Raw genomic sequence first — 14441 nt, 5'->3', positions numbered from 1 at the left:
CGGCGATCTCGCTCTCTGCTTTAGCATCGGATTTTTCCGAAAAGCGGATTCCACCTTTCGGTCCGATGCTCTAGCCCAGCTCCACCAGCACGACCTCCGGCGGAATTCCAAATCTGAGCGGCAGCTTGCTGGTGCCGAGGCCGGCAGAAACCACCAGATCGCGCCCGTCCTCGCGGACATGGCCATAGGCGTAGCGATTGCCATAGCGTGAGGGCACGATCGGCGACCAGCCGAACAGTCTTACCTGTCCGCCATGGGTATGGCCCGACAAGGTCAGCGCAACCCGCGCCGGCATCCGGGCGAAGACATCCGGCTCATGCGCCAGCATGATGACGGGCGCGCCGTCATCAGCAATCTGGGCGAGGGTGCCGGGCAGGTCGTCGACGCCATTTTTCTGTCCGCGTAACCGTTTCACGAAGGCGATCTGGTCGCCAAGGCCGGCAAGCCAGAGCGGACCTGCAGCGGTCTCCAGGCGCAGCGCCCGATTTTCGAGAACCGTGATCCCGGCCGCTTCGAGTGCGAGGCCCGACTGTGTCGGCCCGCTGCGGTTCCTCTGGGTCGGCTCGTCCTGCCACCAGTCGTGATTGCCGAGTACGGCGTAGACTCCGTTCGGCGCTTTGAGCGCGGCGAGTGCCATAGCCCATTCGGCATAGGGAGGGTCGGAGGCGCGGCGCGTCCGGCTCGCAACGAAATCCCCGAGCAGCAGGACGAGATCCGGTTTCAGTTCATTGGTCATCGCGACGATATCGCGCACACGCGACACCGGCATATGCGGCCCGCCAATGTGCAGATCCGAGACGATTGCGAGTTTGAGGCGGCCCGACTGGGGCCAGCCATTCGGCGTGAAGCGGTAGTGCGTCACCCGCTGATGGGTTGGCTCCCAGGCATAGGCATAGCCGCCAGTGCCGAAGCCGGCCAAAAAAAGACCGGCGAGAGTTTGGAGAGCTCTGCGCCGGTCAATCATGGAGGGTCTCGAAAGTCAGTCTGGCAGTCGTCAAGTCAGTCGTCAAAACCGTTGCGGAGAACGGCCGGCACAGGATGGGCCGGTTTTCTCTCTGCCGTCCTGTCCGACGCAGGCGAGGCACGTCTCGTTCCCGCGGCGATTGCGCGAAATGCGATCGGGCGGAAGTGCGATGCGTAGGCCTCTTTGGCCGAGGCATCATGGAAGCTCGCACTGCGTTGCGTCGTCTGACGCTGGTTGGCGGAAGGCATCGGTCCTGACTTTACTTGTTGCACGGTGCCGGCGGTTCCTGGCCGTCGACACAGGGAAGGTGACGTCCGATCGGGACGACGAAGCGGCGTGATCGTGATTTCTTCGTGGCTTTTCGGCCTCGATCGCAATCATGTCGTCGCTTCGGTTAATCTCCCCTTAAGCAAACAGGCTCAGGCCGCGAGCAAGCCTTCGGCCTTGACCCAGGCGAGCGTCTTGTTCAGGGCCCGCTCGTAGCGGTCGAACATCTCCTCGATCTCGGCCTCGGTGATCACGAGCGGCGGGCAGAAGGCGACACGGTCGCCCATGGCGCGGGTGATCAGGCCCTCTTCCTGCGCGAAGAAGACCGATTTCGGGCCGACGCCCTTCTTGGTCTCGAACGGGGCCTTGGTCACCTTGTCCTTGACGATCTCGACGCCACCGATCAGGCCGACGCCGCGTGCTTCGCCGACCAGCGGATGCTCGGCAAGCTTCTCGAGCCTCCGCAGGAAGGTCGGGGAGACCTTGCGGGTATGCTCGACGATCTTGTCACGCTGGTAGATCTCCAGCGTCTTGACCGCGATCGCGCAGCCGACCGGGTGGCCGGCATAGGTGTTGCCGTGTCCGAAGGTGCCAATCTTGCGGCTCTGGTCGACGAGGACCTCGTAGACCTTGTCGTTCATCAACACGGCGCTGAGCGGGAAATAGGCCGAGGTGATCTGCTTGGCGAGCGAGATCGTGTCGACGTTCATGCCATAGGTCGTGGTGCCGAACATGTTGCCGGTGCGGCCGAAGCCGGTGATGACCTCATCCGAGATGAACAGGATGTCGTATTTGGCGAGAACGGCGTTGATCTTCTCGAAATAGCCATCCGGCGGGGTGATCGCGCCGCCGGCGCCCATCACCGGCTCGGCGATGAAGGCGGCGACCGTGTCCGGCCCTTCGCGCAGGATCATCTCCTCCAGCTCGGCGGCGAGGCGCGATGAGTAGTCCTGCTCGCTCTCGCCAGGCTCGGCGAAGCGATAATGATGCGGGCAGGAAGTGTGCAGGATGCCCGGCAACGGCAGGTCGAAATCGATATGATTGTTGGGCAGGCCGGTGAGCGAGGCCGAGGCCACGGTGACACCGTGATAGCCCTTCAGCCGCGAGATGATCTTCTTCTTCTGCGGCCGGCCAAGGGCATTGTTCATGTACCAGACGATCTTCACCTGGGTGTCGTTGGCGTCGGAGCCGGAGGCGCCGTAGAACACCTTCGAGATCGGAACCGGCGCGATCTCTTTCAGCTTCTCCGCCAGCTCGATCGCCGGATCATGGCTGCGCCCGCCAAAAATATGCGTGAAGGGCAGCTTCTTCATCTGCTCCGTCGCCGTGTCGATCAACTCCTGGTTGGAGTAGCCGAGCGCGGTACACCAGAGCCCGGCCATGCCCTCGATGTATTCCTTGCCGGCGCTGTCATAGACGAAGACGCCCTTGCCGCTCTCCAGCACCAGCGGGCCGGTCTCGCGATGGGTCGCCAGGTTCGTATACGGGTGGACCAGGGTCTCGATGTCGCGGACGGCGAGGTTGGATAGCATGGCGCAAGCTCCAGGTTTTTATGCGGCCTTTATGCGAGCATAGACCGGGATCAGCGCAAGCACTGAGCGATTTTCACGCAGATCGACGCAGACTCTGGCGCGTATCGGGCCGCGTCGGCTCAGGAAGGTCCGGCCGCGCCGGGTGGAGCGCGATATCCTGCGCCCGCCCTTGCCAGCATGCCGCCGACAGCGACTGCCGTCAGATCTTCGCCGGCCGCCGCAATGATCTGCACGCCGAGCGGCAGACCGGCGTTCGACTGCGAGATCGGAGCAACCAGCGCAGGCAGGTCGGCCCCGGTCGCGAGCGAGGCCCAGAGCAGGAAATCGAGATAGGGGCGAGCCTCGCCGTTCACGACAAGGCGCCTGGCGTGAATGTCCGGCGTGTGGTCATGCGGGATCGCGGCGACAGGGGCGGGCGGGCAGAGCACGACGTCATAGGTCTGGAAGAAGCGGGTCCATTGCCGTTTCAGAGCCAAGCGCCGCTGCGAAAGCTGCTGATAGAGCCCCGGCGTCATGCGCGCGCCACGCGCTTGCAGCGATTGATGCGAGAGATCGGTGGTGCTGAAGCGCGATGCCATCGCCTGGATACGCGCCCTGACCTTGGGCGGCAGTCCATAGGCGACGACGGCATGATTGAGCAGCGCATAGACTTCGAAGGCTTCGGAGAAGCGGATCGCCGGGCGCGCCGTCTCGTCGATGATTGCGCCCTGTGCGGCGAGCAGATCGGCCGCCTTGCGTATCGCTGCGCTGACCTCTCGGTCGGTCGGAGCGAAGGCATCGTCGGCCCAGAGCGCGACGCGCAGGCCGCGGGGCTCCTCCAGCCTTGAAGGGGGGAGGGCGGCGCCCGCGACATGCGGATCGCGCGGGCCGGCCAACACCGGAAGGATGAGCGCAAGATCCTCGGGCGCGCGCGTGATCGGTCCGGCGACCAGGAGGTCGGCATTGCGCGGTATGCGGCGCTCGGGTGGTGGCGGCAGATGGCCCCAGGTCGAGATCAACCCCCAGCTCGTCTTCAGGCCGTAGACGCCGCAGGCATGGGCCGGCCAGCGCGCCGAGCCGCCGAGATCGGAGCCGAGCTCGAAGGACGACATGCCGGTCGCGACCGCGGTTGCGGCCCCGCCTGACGAGCCGCCGGGCGAGAAGGCCGCATTCCAGGGGTTATTGGTGACGCCGTGAATGGGGTTGTAGCTCTGGAAATCACCTGAGAAGACCGGGACGTTGCTCTTGCCCAGAATGACGGCGCCGGCGGCGCGCAGGCGAGCGACGGGGGCGGCATCATCGGTGGGAATGCGGTCCTTGTAGGCGGGCAGCCCGCCGGAAGAGGGCAGGCCGGCAACGTCGAACGCGTCCTTGATCGTGATCGGCAGCCCTTCAAGCGGCCGGGCGCTGCCATTCGCGAGGCGCCGGTCCGATTCTGCCGCCATGGCACGAGCGACGTCGCGGTCCTGGGCAATGATGGCGTTGAGCAGCGGGTTCAGCGAGTCGATACGAACGAAACTGGCCTCGAGCAGGTCACTCGCGCTGAAGCGGCGCGCCAGCAGGGCTTCGCGGAGGTCGGTCGCGGAGGCGGTCAGATCGATCGCAGGCATCGGCACGTCCGGTCGGTTGGCAAGAACCAGCCTCTTGCCTAGCCGGTTCGCGCTTCGACTTCCATCCGCCGAAGGAAGCTCTCGCCATCACTGATGCCGAGTTCGTAGGAGAAGCGGATCCCCTCCCAGTCGCGGATCGTGAATTGCGAGACCGGAATGGTTCGGGACGGGCGCGCATAGGTTCGACCCGGAGCCTGCGGCACCGCGGAGAATGGGCGCGTCAGCAGCACGAGCGTCTGCTCGCCGGCCTGTTCCAGATCGGCGAGCGCCCAGGCCGGGGCACTGTCGACCAGCCCGCCATCGAGCGCAGCGCGTTGCCCGACGAGCCCGGCCGGCATGAAGGGGGGCACTGCAGCGCTCGCCATCAGGGCCGCGACCAGTTGTTCTGCGGTTGCACAATCGGCGAGCCGGACAAGGTCGGGCACGAAACCGAGGCGGCGCCCGGCGGTGGGATGGACCGGCCGGCGGAGGCGCTTTTCCAGCTGGTAGGCGCCGATCCCCAGCATTGCCGCAATCGGCAGGGGCCAGAAGCGCGGCGGGCGCGAGATCGCGATGCGGAAATCGCTCATCAGGCGCAAGGTTGAGAGGGCCTCGGGCGTGAAGAGCTGAACGAGGAGGCTCTGATAGAGCTCGCCGACCGGAAAGAGCCGCCCACCCCGGCGGAAGGCTGCCCAATCCATCTCGGATGTTCGATCGAGACAGGCTAGCCTGACCTGCTCGCGTACGGTCGGGCCAAGACCAAGTGCCGTATAGAGCATCGCGAAGGCGCCGGCGCTGACACCGACGACCCGGCGCGGCGACAACGCCAGGCGTGGCGCCACGGTTTCATAGAAACCACCCTGCCAGTAGCAGCGATTGCCGCCGCCGGCGAAGGCGAGCCCGGCGAACATGAAGGCGCTATTCGGCGTCCGCGGCGCGAGCGAGGTCGCGCCAGGCCAGGACGAGCCGGTTGAGATCGGCGAGATCACCGGTCGGCAGCTTGCCGAGCGTGGTCGCGACATAGCTGCGTTGCGCAGCGATGCCGGCTTCCGCCAGCCTGCGCCCCTCGGGCGTCAGATGCATTGCATAGGAGCGCCGGTCGCCCGCGATGGCGCGGCGCTCGACGAGGCCGGCCTGCACCAGGCGATCGACGAGCCCGGAGACGTTGCCCTTGGTGACGTAGAGCCGCTCGGCCAGCTCGCTTTGGCTGATGCCTTCGCGCTCGGTCAGCGTGGAGAGCAGATCGAATTGCGGGATCGAGAGCCCGAGCGTACGGATGCGCGCCGTCATCTGGCCGAGCATGCGCTGGTGCAGCCGCATGAAGCGGAACCAGACGCGGTCTGGATCGGTGCGTAGGGCGTCGGGCGCTGACACGGTTCCAACTCTCAGGATCTGTCAGTTCTGCCCTAAACTATCGCGTGGCTCCAGGCGAGCCCTTCATTCCCGCTCTGGCTCAACTCCTGCTTCCCTGGCGGGGAGCAGCCTGTCTATGCTGCTCCCAACAACAGCAAGAATGATCTTGGGGAGAGACGCTATGCTTGGCCTGATGCAGGACTGGCCCCTGCTGCTGCACCGGATCATCGACCATGCCGCCGTCCAGCACGGCACTCGCGAGGTCGTGAGCCGCGCGGTGGAGGATGGCTCGCTGCGGCGCACGACCTATGCCGATATCCGCCGCCGCGCCCTGCGGGTGGCCAGGCGCCTCGAGCGGGAAGGGATGCGGCTCGGCGACCGGGTCGCGACGCTGGCGTGGAACACCGACCGGCATCTCGAACTCTGGTACGGGATCAGCGGGATCGGCGCGATCACGCATACGGTCAATCCGCGGCTGTTCCCGGAGCAGATCGCCTGGATCATCAACCATGCCGAGGACAGGATGCTGTTCCTCGACCTGACCTTCGTGCCGCTGATCGAGCAGATCCAGGACAGGCTGCCGAGCATCGAGCGCTACATCGTGCTGACCGATGCGGCGCATATGCCGCAAACCAGCCTGAAGGGAGCAACTGCCTTCGAGGAGTGGCTCGCCGAAGCCGATGACGATTTCGCCTGGAAGCAGTTCGACGAGAATACCGCCGCGGGGCTCTGCTACACCTCCGGCACCACCGGCGGTCCGAAGGGGGTGCTCTATTCGCACCGCTCGAACGTGCTGCATGCCATGGCCTGCTCGGCGCCGGACTATATCGGATTGTCCTCGCGCGACAGCGTGCTGCCGGTCGTGCCGCTCTTCCATGCCAATAGCTGGTCATTGGCCTATTCCGCGCCGATGGCCGGGGCCAAGCTGGTCATGCCGGGCGCGAAGCTCGACGGTGCATCGCTGCTCGAATTGCTGGAAGGCGAGGGCGTGACCTGCACCGCGGCGGTGCCGACGGTCTGGCTTGGCCTGCTGCAGCATCTGGAGGCGACCAATGCCCGCCTCTCGACGCTGAAACGCGTGGTGATCGGTGGCTCAGCCTGTCCGCGGGCGATGACGGAGGCATTTGAACGCAAGTACGGCGTCACGGTCGCACATGCCTGGGGCATGACCGAAATGAGCCCGATCGGCTCGTTCTGCTCGATCAAGCCGGTCTATGGGCATCTGCAGGGAGACGCGCTCTACGATCTCAAGGTCAAGCAGGGGCATCCGCCCTTTACCGTCGAGTTCCGCATCACCGACGATGCCGGCCGGGACCTGCCCTGGGACGGCAAGACCTTCGGGCGCCTGAAGGTGCGCGGACCGTCCGTCGCCGGCGCCTATTTCAGGCGTGAGGATGAAGCGATCCTCGACGAGCACGGTTTCTTCGACACGGGCGATGTCGGCACGCTCGATGCCGCCGGATATCTCCAGATCACCGACCGCTCCAAGGACGTGATCAAATCGGGCGGCGAGTGGATATCATCCATCGATCTCGAAAATCTCGCGGTCGGCCATCCCGATGTGGCGGAGGCTGCGGTGATTGGCGTCGCCCATCCCAAATGGGACGAGCGGCCGCTGCTGGTCATCGTTCCAAAACCCGGCCGTTCACCGAGCCGCGACGAGATGTTGGCCTATATGACCGGCAAGATCGCAAAATGGTGGCTGCCGGACGATGTCGTCCTGGTCGAGGCGATCCCGCATACTGCTACGGGCAAGATCCAGAAGACCGCGCTGCGCGAGCAGTTCAAGGACTATCGCTTGCCGACAGGCTGAGCCGCGAGGCTTGCCTTCGGTGCCGGACCCCGCCACGTAATCATCATGCATCGCCGCATCGTCTTCGAGGAACCTGTCTCGCGCGCCGCACGCTGGAGCCGGCGGCTCGCCTGGTTTTCTGTCGCGGTTCTGCTGCTGGCCATTCTCGTCGCCCGGCTCGGCGAGCCTTCCGCGCAGGGGCTCGCGCCGATCGCCGGTGCCTATGGCTTCGTTCTGCTGGCGCTGCTGCTGGCGGTGCTCGCCTTCATGCGGATCTGGCAGGTGGGGCATCGCGGGGTCGGCATGGCGGCGCAGGCCTTCGTGCTTGCACTCATCATGCTTGCCCCAGTGCTCTATGGCGGCTTCAAATGGCTGGTGCTGCCACGATTGAGCGATATCTCGACCGATATCGACGATCCCCCGAGCTTCAGCCGCTCGCAGGCCGCCTTGACCGCACGCCATGGCCTGGTGCCGCCCGACGTTGCGGCCGGAGAGCGGCGCATCCAGCGCCAGGCTTATCCGAAGACTCTGCCGATCGTGCTGGAGGTCCCGGCCGAAACGGCGTTCACCATCGCGCGCCGGGCCGCAACCGCGCTGGGTTGGCAGGTGCTCGAAGCGTCGCGCCCCGGCGGACGCAGCGGGGCAGGGCGGATCGAGGCGGTCGCGCGGACCCGAATCCTGCGCCTTGCCGAGGACATCACGATCCGCGTCCGTCCGCGCGCCGACGGCAGCCGCATCGATATCCGCTCGGCCTCGCGGATCGGAAGCCACGATCTCGGTGCAAATGCCGCCCGCATCGCCGCCTTTGCCGCGGAGGTCGAACTGCTGGTCGAGGCACGCTAGGTCAGTGGCAGTGGCGTGACGCGATCCGACGAGCGGATCGACGCCGCTGCATCAGGCCCGTGCCAGTCTGTATCGGCTCGCCAGCATCGGCAGCGCCTCGTCGCAGATGACCGTGCCGTTGAGGACCAGATCCTCGAGTTGGGCGAGGATCGAGAGCGAGGCGGCGCCGTGCAACGCGACCGACAAGCCCTGATAGATGGGTGGCACCATCTCCGCGATGCGCTCGTCGCCAGCCCTGAGGCGGTTGAGGATCGCGGCTTCGCGCTGGCGGCGGTGCTGCACGAGCCCGCGCAGGAAGCGCTGCGGTTCGCTCACTGGCCCGCCATGGCCAGGCCAGTAGACAGCGTGCTCCATCGTCCGCAGTTTTTCGATCGAAGCCATGTAGGAAGCCATCGAGCCGTCGGGCGGGGCAACGATGCTCGTCGACCACGCCATGACATGATCGCCTGAAAACAGGCTTGCCTCTTCCGCGAGCGCGAAGGCGAGGTGATTGGCGGTGTGTCCTGGCGTTTCGACGGCCGAGAGCGTCCAGCCGGGGCCTGTGACCGTGTCACCATCATGCATTGGCAGATCGGGGGCATAGTCGCGATCGGCCGCGGCATCGAGCGGATTGATCTCGCCAAGCGCCAGCTCGCGCGCCGCACGATGCGGCAGGCAGCCGGCGACGATGGCGCCTGTCGCGGCCTTCAATGCCGGCACGGCTGGCGAATGATCGCGATGGGTGTGTGTGACAAGGATATGGCTGACGGTTTCCCCTGCAAGCGCTGCACGGACGCGCGCGATATGAGAGGGATCGTCCGGGCCGGGATCGAGCACGGCAACCGTGCCCCGGCCGATGACATAGGTACAGGTGCCGGTGAAGGTCATGGGGCCGCCATTCCCGGCGATGATACGCCGGACGAGCGGCGACAATTCAACCACCTCGCCGGAAGGAGCGGTGGCGCTCCGATCGAATTCGATGTCTTCGCTCATACGGGTCCCGTCGCCTGGTCCAGTCGCGTCACGGGGCAGATTGCGCCCCGGCCTTGCCGCTTCGCGCACCGCCGCGCGCCTTGTAGGGCATTGCAGCATTTTCTATAGACGGAAAACCGGCTGCGCAGCGCGGCCCTCGAAAAATGGATGAGAGCGCATGGCCGATCTGCTTCCCCTTTCCGCTCCGACCCTGGTCAACGCGATCCTTCCCCAGGTCTCCGGACGTCGCGCCGCGCTGGCGCGCAATGTCGCCCTTGCCGTGGCCGGCAGCCTGCTGCTCGTCCTCGCAGCCAAGATCAAGGTGCCGTTCTGGCCGGTGCCGATGACCCTTCAGACGCTGGCGGTGCTCGGGCTGGGTGCCGCCTATGGCTCGCGCCTCGGTGCTGCGACTGTCGCGCTTTATATTGCCTATGGCCTCGCCGGCCTGCCGGTCTTCACCAACACGCCGCCGGTTGCCGCCGGGCTGTTCTATCTCGCCGGTCCGACCGGCGGGTTCCTTGTCGGCTTCGTGCTTGCGGCAGCTGTCGCTGGCTGGGCGGCCGAGCGCGGCGCCTCGGTATTCCGCCTGATCGCGGGATTCGTCGTCGCGGAAACGTTGATTCTTGGCCTCGGCGGACTGTGGCTCGCTCTTGGGGCGCAGATGGCGAGCGGTGCCACCGGCCTCGGCTTCGCCAAGGCCTTCGCCTTCGGCGTGCAGCCCTTCCTGCTCGGCGATGCGCTCAAGATGGCGCTGGCTGCCAGCCTTGTCGGGGCAAGCTGGTCCTTCCTGCGCCGCCGCGGCTGAGATCTGCAGCAGAGGCAGAGACCAACGAGCCGGGGCTTTGCCCCGGCTTTTTCTTTGGCGCCGGCCGCTAAGGCATCGGCCCGAGACGTGGATTGCGGTTTTCGGCAGGGCCGATGCAAACGCGAATCGCTGGATCATCGGACCGGATACGAGATCCGGTCCGATGATCCAGCGATTCGCATGAGGCGGATGGGCTTGCGCTCAGCCTTGCGGATTATTGCCGGAGCAGGTCTTCACGGGTTGGCCGAACATATCGAGCTTCATCCACTCCCCGCATTTGTCGCAGCCGGAAAGCAGCACGGCGAGGCTCATGATTCCGATGATTCGGGAAAAGCGCGTCATAGAGTGAGCCCCATTGTCCTGGGGCGAGACTACAGGAGCCTCGCGCGCGGCACCATGGCCGTACCGGGAAGAAGTCGCAGCTGCGTTAATCGCGCCCGAAGGCGCCAGCGTGCGGCGGAAGATTCGGGAAACTGCCCGGGTATCTGTCCAGACAACAAAAAAGCCCCGAAGGGCATTATTTGTAACTATCTGAAATATCTCGGGAAATTTTGGTCGGAGTGGCAGGATTTGAACCTGCGACCCCCACGTCCCGAACGTGGTGCGCTACCAGACTGCGCTACACTCCGATCAACTGGTGGCCGGCTTATAGCCAGCGTCGCGCCGCAGCGCAACAGGGCTAAGCACCTCTTGTGTGGATTTCTCCAGAGCCTCGCCGGGGACCTGTCGCGTCGGATGCGGCCTCCTGTGAGAAGCGCTTGTCGATGGTTGCACAGAGCCGCGACGCACACTAGAACGCAGCAGCGTGTTGGGGCGTCGCCAAGTGGTAAGGCAGCGGTTTTTGGTACCGCCATTCCCAGGTTCGAATCCTGGCGCCCCAGCCATCATCCTAAGATTTTGATTTTAAACGATTTTAAATGATTGCCGTAACGGCCGGTCGTGACGCCCTTGGCTGCTAGCCTGAAGTGGCGAACGGGGTGGGATCGAGACCCACAGGGGCGAACGACATTCTCCCGCATCAGCAGGCTCCGATTATCTCGCTGCATTCGATCGTCGGGCGCCGGATCATTTTGCCAGTACCCGCGCGTAAGCGTACTGTGTGTGAAGTAGGCGGCCTTCATTCGACGTGATGGACGGTTGCTTGATCTCCCAATTGGGGAGGACGTTATGGGACGCAAGTTCATCGACTGCCGTGAATTCCCGAGCGACATGAATTGCTCAGTCACGATCATCGCCGACAACGAGAGCGAACTCGTGGAGGCGTCGGTGCAGCACGCTGTTGCCGTGCATGGGCATCAAGATACGCCTGAACTGCGGGACCAAATCAAAGCGGCCATCAAAGATGGCATGCCGTCTGAGAAGGCACCAAGTCGCGCCGCCTGATCGAACAAGTGCCGCCGCCATCATCTCATCCAGCAGCCGTGCCTGAGGTCTTCGGGCGAAGGAGGCTTGCTCGCCCGCATGGCCCTGCGGTCATCCAAACTGCCGCACCGCTCATAGTGCCACGCCGCTGAGTTGGTCGAGCAGGCTGAACGGTTCGCCCGCGAGATTGGCGCATGGAACGCAAAGGTTCCGACGGGGGAGCCGATCTACGTGGCCGTGAGGGCCTATGGGGACGTGGTCAGGTTGCGGGCGGACACCGCGAGAGGGGACATCTGCAAGCCAATTGGGGCGCCCATTGGCGTGCCCGGCAGGCCGTTTCCATAGACGCGATGGATGGTTGAGCAGCTACGGGTTATGAGCCCGCTCCAAGTCGCGCCTTCAATTCGACTGTCGTGCGGTCGATCAGGAATTGCTGGTAGCGATAGAACATCTCCTCGCCCATCGGCGTTGCGAACGAGTTGGCGTAGCGCTGACACCGTTCGCGCAGCCTGGCCAGGCGATCCAGAATGTCCTTGATCGCGTCGCGCTCGTCCGCATCCGGCAAGGCGGGTTTCGTCGGGCGATGCAGGTCAGGTGCATGGCTGACGGCCTCCCCCGCCACGAGCCGTGCTTCGGCCTCAAGTTTTTCGCGCGCGGAATCAAGGCGCCAAAGACGAAAGCGGCTGATGCCCTTCAGCAGGTTGAAGAGCGCCGTAACGGCCATGACGAGATAGATCCAGTAGGCCGGCGACATGAGGTTCACGAGCCAGGGAAAATAGCGGTCTACGAATTCCGGTTCCCCGGTTAGAAAGAACTGCCTCGCTTCGGAGGATAGCGGGACCGCGGTCGCCGAACTCGTCGAGGTCGGCGGGTTGCTGCGCACGAAAGTCGGAAGCGCAGCCGCCAGGAGCACCAGCAATTCGATGCGGTCAGCTCTCTTCGCGCAGGCGTTGGCCAACACGAGCGTATTGACCTGCGGCACCATTTTGTCGGTCGCAGGGGCCAGGCGCATCAAGTCGTATCGGCCAGCCGGCACGCGTCCGAGCGTCAACCATGGAAAGCGGTCGGTCAAACCTCTCAAATCTCGGAGCTCGATGATGTCCAGATCATAGCGGCCGATGATCGTGCGCAGGAACTCAGCATCATTTCGCATGACATAGGCGGCAATATCGAGATTGCCCTTCGCCACAAGCTGAGCCTGCTCCTCCAGCTCGCGATAGGACGTTCGAATGTCGAGCTTCTTCAGGTCGGGATCGCCGAGCAGCTGGAGCACGAGATAGGCCGTTCCCGAATTCTCGGGGCCTATTCCGATGGAGGCGCCCCGTAGGTCGGAGAAGCTACCGAAGGGCCGATCGCGCCGGGACAGAAAGAGGAGCGACTCCGGCTCGGGCAGGCGCCCCAATAGCTCCAGTTCGGAATCGGCAGGCACTGGAGTGCCGTCCTGAACGAAGGCAAATTTCTCCGCGCAGGATTTCTGGTCTGCCATCAGGCGTTTGGCGTTCTCGATCGAACCCGCTGTCGGGATAACCTCGAGATGCCCTCGGTCGCGCCTGGCCAGCTGCGCCAGGTTCGAAGCGAGCGAATGATAGGCACCGCCTGGCGCTCCCGTCAGTATCGACGCTCGAAATGAGCCGTAGTCGCGCACCGTGCTGTAGGACAGAGCCAAGCCTGCAATGGCTGCTGATGCAACAACCAGCAATAGAACGCGCAGAACGCCCCTGCGCCGCCTCGCGAAACTAGGTTTGTCTGGTCTCGGGGAGCGAACCGGCACGGTAGATGCCTGCAATTGGGGGCACTATGATCGCGAGGTCCAGGAGATTTGCACGACATTCGCGCGCTCGCCAGTTCTATCATCATGGCCAGCCCCCCGCGCCCGTTGGAAGCGTAAATGCCGTTGTCCTTCGCTTTGCCTTCGCGGCCGGAGCCGGCTCTTCCTTCAGCCGCTATCCGTCGTTGCCCTCGCGGAGCCTGTCGAAGGGCATCCCCTCACCAGAGTTTGATGTCGAACGAGTAGCTCACGCCGAGGCCGACGGTCGTCTGGTTCGGCGATCCATAGCGGGTCACCAGGGGGCTGGATGCCGCGTCATCCCTGAGGCGGGCATATTCGACATAGCCACGGACCTCCCATTGCGGCGTCAGTTGATATCGCGCCTGCAGGCCGGCGCCGATCGAATGCAGCCCGCCCTTCGCATTGAAGAGGGGAAGCCCGGAAGCCAGCGATTGGGCCGCGTCGACAACGAAATACGGCGCGGTCGCCTTGTTGTCGGCCAACGACAGGCGCGGCCCACCGGACAGAGTCCAGCGTTCGCCGACGGGAACGACGACATCGGCGGAAAGTTCGGCCACGAAGCCCCTGTGTCCGCCGAAACCGCGGCGCGTTTCGATGCGCGTGCGGAACCAGTCCCGGGGCCAGAACTCGGCGAAGAGGCCAGCCTCGATCGTTGCGTCGACATCGCCGAGCCCGCGCAAATGTCTGGGGTAGTCGCCCGCGTCACGGGCGCTCTTGTATTTGCCGACGAGGCCGGCATGAAAGCCGCCGATGTCGATCAAGGAAAGACCGGCTCCGTCCAGAGGGGAGCGAAAGCGCGCAACCTTGCCGGTCCGGCGGATGGAGACGATCGGCAAGGGTTCGAAGCGGGAGCGGCCGGCACCTTCGAATTCAGGCAGAAGCTTGCCCTGGGCACCCAAGGTGACGGTCCAATCGCCGGGAATGGTTGGCATCTGATCGAAAAGGCCCTGCGCCCAGGCATTACCGGGAACCGTTGCGCAGATAACCGCAAGGGCAGTTGCGGCCAGGACCACGCGGCCCGGCAGATGGCGCCAAAGCGCCTCCAACGACGTCATTCATCAACCCCAATGCGCAAGTCGCGTTCGCGAGATGCTCATCTCTAGGGCTAAGCAAGTGTGGGGCGATGTCTCCGGGATTTCGGTTTGCAACAGACTGTTACAGAATGAGGCTTGCCCCAAGGGCATGCGGAGGGCCAAGGGTACTCCTCTGCCGGAG

13 protein-coding genes and 2 tRNA genes are annotated in these 14441 nt (G+C 64.6%); 5 read left to right on the top strand and 10 right to left on the bottom strand.

All coding sequences use genetic code 11. The features are described 5' to 3' along the window. Window positions 1-70: 70 nt before the first annotated feature. The 5 genes from AB4099_RS03570 to AB4099_RS03550 all read right to left on the bottom strand — a co-directional run bounded on the left by AB4099_RS03570 (window position 71) and on the right by AB4099_RS03550 (window position 5651). Window positions 71-964: a metallophosphoesterase gene (locus tag AB4099_RS03570; RefSeq protein WP_441477046.1), complete on the bottom strand. Its 894-nt coding sequence runs from the start codon at window positions 962-964 to the stop codon at window positions 71-73. Window positions 965-1383: 419 nt separating this feature from the next. Further along, entirely contained in the window at window positions 1384-2763 is a 1380-nt protein-coding gene (locus tag AB4099_RS03565) for an aspartate aminotransferase family protein (RefSeq protein ID WP_113517787.1), read from the bottom strand. 119 nt (window positions 2764-2882) lie between these two features. After that, window positions 2883-4352, bottom strand: coding sequence for an amidase family protein (locus AB4099_RS03560; protein WP_441477045.1), 1470 nt, complete (start codon window positions 4350-4352; stop codon window positions 2883-2885). Window positions 4353-4390: 38 nt separating this feature from the next. Next, window positions 4391-5242: a patatin-like phospholipase family protein gene (locus tag AB4099_RS03555; RefSeq protein ID WP_441477044.1), complete on the bottom strand. Its 852-nt coding sequence runs from the start codon at window positions 5240-5242 to the stop codon at window positions 4391-4393. A gap of 7 nt (window positions 5243-5249) precedes the next feature. Continuing rightward, window positions 5250-5651, bottom strand: coding sequence for a MarR family winged helix-turn-helix transcriptional regulator (locus AB4099_RS03550; protein WP_441477661.1), 402 nt, complete (start codon window positions 5649-5651; stop codon window positions 5250-5252). A 214-nt stretch (window positions 5652-5865) separates the two neighbouring features. Here AB4099_RS03550 and AB4099_RS03545 point away from each other — a divergent pair, with 214 nt between their 5' ends. Then, window positions 5866-7497, top strand: a complete 1632-nt coding sequence (locus tag AB4099_RS03545; RefSeq protein WP_441477043.1) for a long-chain-fatty-acid--CoA ligase — start codon at window positions 5866-5868, stop codon at window positions 7495-7497. Between the two features lie 45 nt (window positions 7498-7542). Then, window positions 7543-8319 carry a DUF1499 domain-containing protein gene (locus tag AB4099_RS03540; RefSeq protein WP_441477042.1) on the top strand — a complete coding sequence of 259 codons (777 nt, stop codon included), beginning with the start codon at window positions 7543-7545 and terminating at the stop codon, window positions 8317-8319. A gap of 51 nt (window positions 8320-8370) precedes the next feature. Here the strand turns inward: AB4099_RS03540 and AB4099_RS03535 are convergent, their stop codons facing one another. After that, window positions 8371-9291: an MBL fold metallo-hydrolase gene (locus tag AB4099_RS03535; RefSeq protein ID WP_113517783.1), complete on the bottom strand. Its 921-nt coding sequence runs from the start codon at window positions 9289-9291 to the stop codon at window positions 8371-8373. A 157-nt stretch (window positions 9292-9448) separates the two neighbouring features. Between AB4099_RS03535 and AB4099_RS03530 the strand changes: the two genes are divergently transcribed. Further along, window positions 9449-10075 (top strand): biotin transporter BioY, encoded by a 627-nt coding sequence (locus AB4099_RS03530; protein WP_441477041.1) that lies wholly within the window; start codon window positions 9449-9451, stop codon window positions 10073-10075. A gap of 201 nt (window positions 10076-10276) precedes the next feature. On the opposite strand, the gene AB4099_RS03525 is transcribed toward AB4099_RS03530, so the two are convergent. Next, the gene (locus AB4099_RS03525) at window positions 10277-10417 is read right to left on the bottom strand and encodes a hypothetical protein (RefSeq protein ID WP_162768387.1); all 141 of its coding nucleotides are present in this window, start codon (window positions 10415-10417) and stop codon (window positions 10277-10279) included. A gap of 210 nt (window positions 10418-10627) precedes the next feature. Continuing rightward, window positions 10628-10704, bottom strand: a tRNA-Pro gene (locus tag AB4099_RS03520). Between the two features lie 180 nt (window positions 10705-10884). On the opposite strand from AB4099_RS03520, the gene AB4099_RS03515 reads away from it, so the two are divergent. Together AB4099_RS03515 and AB4099_RS03510 are read left to right on the top strand one after the other, a co-directional pair. Further along, a tRNA-Gln gene (locus AB4099_RS03515) sits at window positions 10885-10959 on the top strand. Window positions 10960-11242: 283 nt separating this feature from the next. Then, the gene (locus AB4099_RS03510; RefSeq protein WP_113517781.1) at window positions 11243-11458 is read left to right on the top strand and encodes a DUF1059 domain-containing protein; all 216 of its coding nucleotides are present in this window, start codon (window positions 11243-11245) and stop codon (window positions 11456-11458) included. A gap of 352 nt (window positions 11459-11810) precedes the next feature. On the opposite strand, the gene AB4099_RS03505 is transcribed toward AB4099_RS03510, so the two are convergent. Continuing rightward, entirely contained in the window at window positions 11811-13103 is a 1293-nt protein-coding gene (locus AB4099_RS03505) for a TAXI family TRAP transporter solute-binding subunit (RefSeq protein WP_162768386.1), read from the bottom strand. A gap of 320 nt (window positions 13104-13423) precedes the next feature. Continuing rightward, window positions 13424-14281 (bottom strand): MipA/OmpV family protein, encoded by an 858-nt coding sequence (locus AB4099_RS03500; protein ID WP_441477040.1) that lies wholly within the window; start codon window positions 14279-14281, stop codon window positions 13424-13426. Window positions 14282-14441: the final 160 nt, after the last annotated feature.

This window comes from Allobosea sp. 2KB_26 (genome assembly GCF_052115715.1).
GTDB lineage: Bacteria > Pseudomonadota > Alphaproteobacteria > Rhizobiales > Beijerinckiaceae > Allobosea.
Note: the sequence above shows the minus strand (reverse complement) of the source record. Positions and strands in the feature narration are given on the sequence as shown.